This is a genomic window from Pseudomonas sp., from assembly GCF_035277045.1.
Taxonomy (GTDB): domain Bacteria; phylum Pseudomonadota; class Gammaproteobacteria; order Pseudomonadales; family Pseudomonadaceae; genus Aquipseudomonas.
Genome location: NZ_DATELE010000188.1, coordinates 1 through 5288, shown reverse-complemented (window position 1 = coordinate 5288; position 5288 = coordinate 1). Strand labels below are relative to the sequence as shown.

The 5288-nt window shown below is 66.7% G+C and carries 5 protein-coding genes; all 5 read right to left on the bottom strand.

Annotated features, from left to right (window positions below):
- Window positions 1-749, bottom strand: a 749-nt coding sequence (locus VJS90_RS09835; protein ID WP_324121444.1) for a DMT family transporter, incomplete at its 3' end; no start/stop codon positions are given.
- Window positions 750-864: 115 nt separating this feature from the next.
- Window positions 865-2259: a siroheme synthase CysG gene (cysG, locus tag VJS90_RS09830; protein ID WP_324121442.1), complete on the bottom strand. Its 1395-nt coding sequence runs from the start codon at window positions 2257-2259 to the stop codon at window positions 865-867.
- The gene (gene serS / locus VJS90_RS09825; protein ID WP_324121440.1) at window positions 2260-3540 is read right to left on the bottom strand and encodes a serine--tRNA ligase; all 1281 of its coding nucleotides are present in this window, start codon (window positions 3538-3540) and stop codon (window positions 2260-2262) included.
- 17 nt (window positions 3541-3557) lie between these two features.
- The gene (crcB, locus tag VJS90_RS09820; RefSeq protein ID WP_324121439.1) at window positions 3558-3932 is read right to left on the bottom strand and encodes a fluoride efflux transporter CrcB; all 375 of its coding nucleotides are present in this window, start codon (window positions 3930-3932) and stop codon (window positions 3558-3560) included.
- Entirely contained in the window at window positions 3929-5254 is a 1326-nt protein-coding gene (locus VJS90_RS09815) for a replication-associated recombination protein A (RefSeq protein WP_324121437.1), read from the bottom strand. Before VJS90_RS09815 ends, crcB begins: the two co-directional genes overlap by 4 nt.
- Window positions 5255-5288: the final 34 nt, after the last annotated feature.

The following is a 5288-nucleotide window of genomic DNA, read 5'->3' as shown; positions in this document are numbered from 1 at the left end:
CAATAGCCGAACGGCGCCAGCAGCGCCGGGGCCGCATGGCGGAAGGCCTGGGTCAGCAGCAGGTGGGCCGTCATCCCGCAGCCGCCCAAGGCCAGCATCAGCAGGCCATGTTGCAGGCTCGGCAACTGCCAGAAGAACGGCACCAGCGCAGTCATCACCACCGTATTGCACAGCCCGGCCAGAAAATTGCTGGTGGTCGGGCTGTCGTGGGCGGCCAGCTTGCGGGTCAGCAACTGGTAAATGCAGAAGCCCATGGCCGAGCCAAACGGAAACAGGATCGCCGGGGTGAACAGCGAGCCGCCAGGGTGCACCACCACCAGCACCCCTACGAAGCCCATCACCACCGCCACCCACTGCCCCAGCGTGACGTGCTCCTTGAGCAGCGGCACCGACAGGGCCGTGACCAGCACGGGCGCCAGGAAGTTGACCGCGGTGGCCTCGGCCAGCGGCAGGTACTGAAGGCCTGCGGTAAACAGCAAACTGGTGCTGAGCAGGCTCAAGGCGCGCACCAGTTGCAGGCCGGGGCGACTGGTGCGCAGCACGCGCAGGCCAGCCTGGGGCAGGAAGATGCCGGCCATCAGCAGCGTGTGCACCACATAGCGCGCCCAGACAACCATCACCACGGGATAGATCCCGCCTAGAAACTTCGACAAGGCATCGTGGCTGGCGAACAAGAACGTGGCCGTCACCACCAGCACGATACCGCGCAGCGGTTGGTTGACTCCGGACAACGGGGTGCTGGAACTCATGGCGTACTCGAGAAGGGGTTCGCTGGGGGTATGTGTCGCTGTCAAATCGAGCGCCGCCCGTGCGGCGCTTGATCTCAAGGGCGCTGCACCTCTCAAGCCAGGCGCCTGGCGAGTTCTACCCCTCCCCCTGGCTGCCTTCGAACCAGGCCAGCTTCTCGCGCAACTGCACCACTTCGCCCACGATCACCAGCGTCGGGGCATGTACCTCGTGCCGGGCCACCAGGTCTGGCAGGTCAGCCAGGGTGCCGGTGAACACTCGCTGGTTGCGGGTGGTGCCTTGCTGCACCAGCGCTGCCGGAGTGCTCGCGGCGCGGCCGTGGCGGATCAGCTCGGCGCAGATGGTCGGCAAGCCAACCAGGCCCATGTAGAACACCAGGGTCTGGGCGGGCGCCACCAGGTCATGCCAAGGCAAATTGCTGGTGCCATCCTTGAGGTGTCCGGTCACGAAACGTACCGACTGGGCGTAATCGCGGTGAGTCAGCGGAATGCCGCCGTACGCGGAGCAGCCGCTGGCCGCGGTAATGCCTGGCACCACCTGGAAAGGAATGCCCTCCTCGGCCAGCTCTTCGATCTCTTCGCCGCCACGGCCGAAGATGAACGGATCGCCACCCTTGAGGCGCAACACGCGCTTGCCCTGACGGGCAAGATCCACCAGCAGGCGGTTGATCTGGTCCTGGGGCACCGCATGGTCGGCGCGGCGCTTGCCAACGTAGATCCGCTCGGCATCGCGCCGGCACATCTCGATGATCGCCGGGGCCACCAGACGGTCGTACAGCACCACGTCGGCCTGCTGCATCAGGCGCAGGGCGCGGAAGGTGAGCAGGTCCGGATCACCCGGGCCGGCACCGACCAGGTACACCTCGCCGCCTTGCTGGCTCGGCGCGCCATCGACCTTGGCCTGCAGCAGGCGTTCGGCTTCGGCGCCCTGCCCAGCCAGCTGGCGTTCGGCGATCGGCCCCTGGAACACGTCTTCCCAGAACCCTCGGCGCTGGTTGACGTCCGGGTACAGTGCCTTGACCTTGTGGCGGAACCGCGCGGCCAGGCCGGCCAGCTCACCGTAGGCCGAGGGAATCCAGGCTTCGAGCTTGGCACGGATCAGGCGCGCCAGCACCGGCGCGTCGCCACCGCTGGAAACGGCCACCACCAGAGGTGAACGGTCGACGATGGCCGGGAAGATCACCGTGCACAGCGCCGGGGCGTCCACCACGTTGACCGGCAGGCTGCGCTGCTGGGCGTCGGCGGACACCTGGGCGTTGAGCGCCGGGTCGTCGGTGGCGGCGATCACCAGCCGGCAACCGTCCAGGTCCCGCAGCTGGTAGCCGCGCACCTGGACCTCGCCGCCGCCCTCACGGGCCAGCGCGGCAAGCTGGCCGTCGACGTCGGGCGCCACCACCCGCAGCACGGCGCCGGCATCGGCCAGCAGACGCGCCTTGCGCAGGGCGATCTCGCCACCGCCAACGACCAGCGCGCGGCTGCCCTGCAGCTTGTGGAACAGCGGCAGGTAGTCCATTTAGCGAATGACCTCAAGGCCAGCCATGTACGGCTTCAGCACATCCGGCACACGGATCGAGCCGTCGGCCTGCTGGTAGTTCTCCAGCACGGCGACCAGGGTGCGGCCAACCGCCAGGCCCGAACCGTTGAGCGTATGCACCAGTTCCGGCTTGCCGGTTTCCGGGTTGCGCCAGCGGGCCTGCATGCGGCGGGCCTGGAAGTCGCCGCAGTTGGAGCATGACGAGATCTCGCGGTACTTGTCCTGGCTCGGCACCCACACTTCCAGGTCGTAGGTCTTGACCGCGCTGAAGCCCATGTCACCGGTGCACAGCGACAGGACACGGTACGGAAGCTCCAGGGCCTGCAACACGCGCTCGGCGTTGGCGGTGAGGTTTTCGAGGGCCTGCATCGACTGGTCGGGCGCGACGACCTGGACCATCTCGACCTTGTCGAACTGGTGCTGGCGGATCATCCCGCGGGTGTCGCGGCCCGAGGCACCGGCTTCGCTGCGGAAGCACGGGGTGTGGGCGACGAACTTGATCGGCAGCTGTTTCGCGTCGAGGATCTCGCCGGCCACGATGTTGGTCAGCGACACTTCGGCGGTCGGGATCAGGTAGAAATCGGCCTCGCCTTCGCGGCTGATCTTGAACAGGTCTTCCTCGAACTTGGGCAGCTGGCCGGTGCCTTGCAGGGCCGGGGCCTGAACCAGGTAAGGGGTGTAGGCCTCTTCGTAGCCGTGCTCGCTGGTGTGCAGGTTGATCATGAACTGCGCCAGCGCGCGGTGCAGGCGGGCAATCGGGCCGCGCAGCAGGGCAAAGCGGGCACCAGAGAGCTTGGCGGCGGTCTCGAAGTCCAGGCCGCCGCTCAGCTCGCCCAGGGCCACATGGTCCTTGACCTCGAAATCGAAGTCGCGTGGGGTACCCCAGCGGCGCACTTCGACGTTGGCGTCTTCATCGGCGCCGACCGGCACGCTGGCGTCCGGCAGGTTGGGAATGCCCAGCACAATGGCGTCGAGCTCGGCCTGGATGCCGTCAAGCTCGGTCTTGCCACTGGCCAGCTCACCGGCCATGCGCTCGACGTCGGCCATCAGCGGGGCGATGTCCTCGCCACGCGCCTTGGCCTGGCCGATGGACTTGGAACGGGCGTTACGCTCGGCCTGCAGCTGTTCGGTACGGGTCTGCACCGCCTTGCGGCGCTCTTCCAGGGATTCGATGCGCGCGACATCCAGGCTGAAGCCACGGGAGGCCAGGCGGTCCGCCACTTCCTGAAGTTGGCCGCGTAACAGTTTGGAATCGAGCATATCGTTTTCTCGTTGGTTCAGAATTTGGTCAGATAAAGGCCGGCCCAGGTCGCAAGCAGCCCGCCCAATACGCTGGCTGCAGCATAACCGAAGGCCAGCGGCGCCTGCCCGCTTTCGAGCAGGCGCACGGTATCCAGTGAAAAGGATGAAAAGGTGGTCAGGCCGCCGACAAAACCGACGATCAGGCCCGCCCGCAGTTCGATCGGCACGCCGGGACGGTTGAGAAACAGCCCGTACAGTACGCCAATGATCAGACAGCCAATCAGGTTGACGCCAAGGGTAGCGAGATAGAACTGCCGTGGCCAGTGCGCGCTGACCCAATTGCCGGCGGCAAAGCGCATCAACGTCCCGGCCACGCCCCCCGCACTGACGGCGGCTATCACTGCAATCACGGTTTTCTCCGGCGGATGGGGCTGGTGCGGTCCAGCTCGGCGAGGTGGCGCAGCTTTTCGCCAATCTTCAGCTCGAGACCGCGCGGTACCGGCTGGTAGTAGGGGCGCGGTTCGAGCTGGTCGGGAAAGTAGTCTTCGCCAGCGGCGTAGGCGTCGGGCTCATCGTGGGCATAGCGGTACTGTTCGCCATAGCCCAGTTGCTTCATCAGCTTGGTCGGCGCGTTGCGCAGATGCAGTGGCACTTCGAGCGAGCCGTGCTCGGCGGCTTCGCGCATGGCGGTCTTGAAACCCATGTACACCGCGTTGCTCTTTGGCGCGCAGGCGAGATAAATGATGGCCTGGGCCACCGCCAGCTCACCCTCGGGGCTGCCCAGGCGCTCCTGCACATCCCAGGCCGACAGGCACAGGCTCAGCGCGCGGGGGTCGGCGTTGCCGATGTCCTCGCTGGCCATGCGCACCACGCGCCGGGCGATGTACAGCGGGTCGCAGCCACCGTCGAGCATGCGCGCGTACCAGTACAACGCGCCGTCCGGGTTGGAGCCGCGCACCGACTTGTGCAGCGCCGAAATCTGGTCGTAGAAGGCTTCACCACCCTTGTCGAAGCGCCGGCGGCTGTCGCCGAGCAGGCTTTGCAGCAGCTCGACGCCAATCTCGCCACCGTCCTCGGCCAAGTCGGAGGCGTTCTCGAGAAAATTCAGGATCCGCCGGCCATCACCGTCGGCGGCGGCCATGAGCATCCTGAAGGCTTCGTCGCCGATGCGCAGCTGTCGCTTGCCCAGGCCACGTTCCTCGGTGAGGGCACGGTCGACCAGCTTGCGCAGCGCGGCTTCGTCCAGGCTCTTGAGCACGTAGACCCGCGCCCGCGAGAGCAAGGCGTTGTTGAGTTCGAACGAGGGGTTCTCGGTGGTGGCGCCGATGAAGATCAGCGTGCCGTCCTCGACGAATGGCAGGAAGGCGTCCTGTTGCGACTTGTTGAAGCGGTGCACCTCGTCGACGAACAGGATGGTGCGCCGGCCATACTGCCCGGCCTGCTGCCTGGCCACCTCGACCGCCTGGCGAATTTCCTTGACCCCCGCCAGCACCGCCGAAACCGTCTCGAAGTGCGCATCGCAGAACTGCGCCAGCAGCCGCGCCAGGGTGGTCTTGCCCACCCCGGGCGGCCCCCAGAAGATCATCGAGTGCAGCGCGCCCTGCTCCAGCGCCTCACGCAGCGGCTTGCCGCGGGCCAGCAGGTGCTCCTGGCCCACGTACTCGTCCAGGTTGGCCGGGCGCAGGCGCGCGGCCAGGGGCTGGGCTACGGGTTCGCTTCGAAACAGGTCCATGGCTGGCTCTATGACCTCTTATTCCTGGATGACG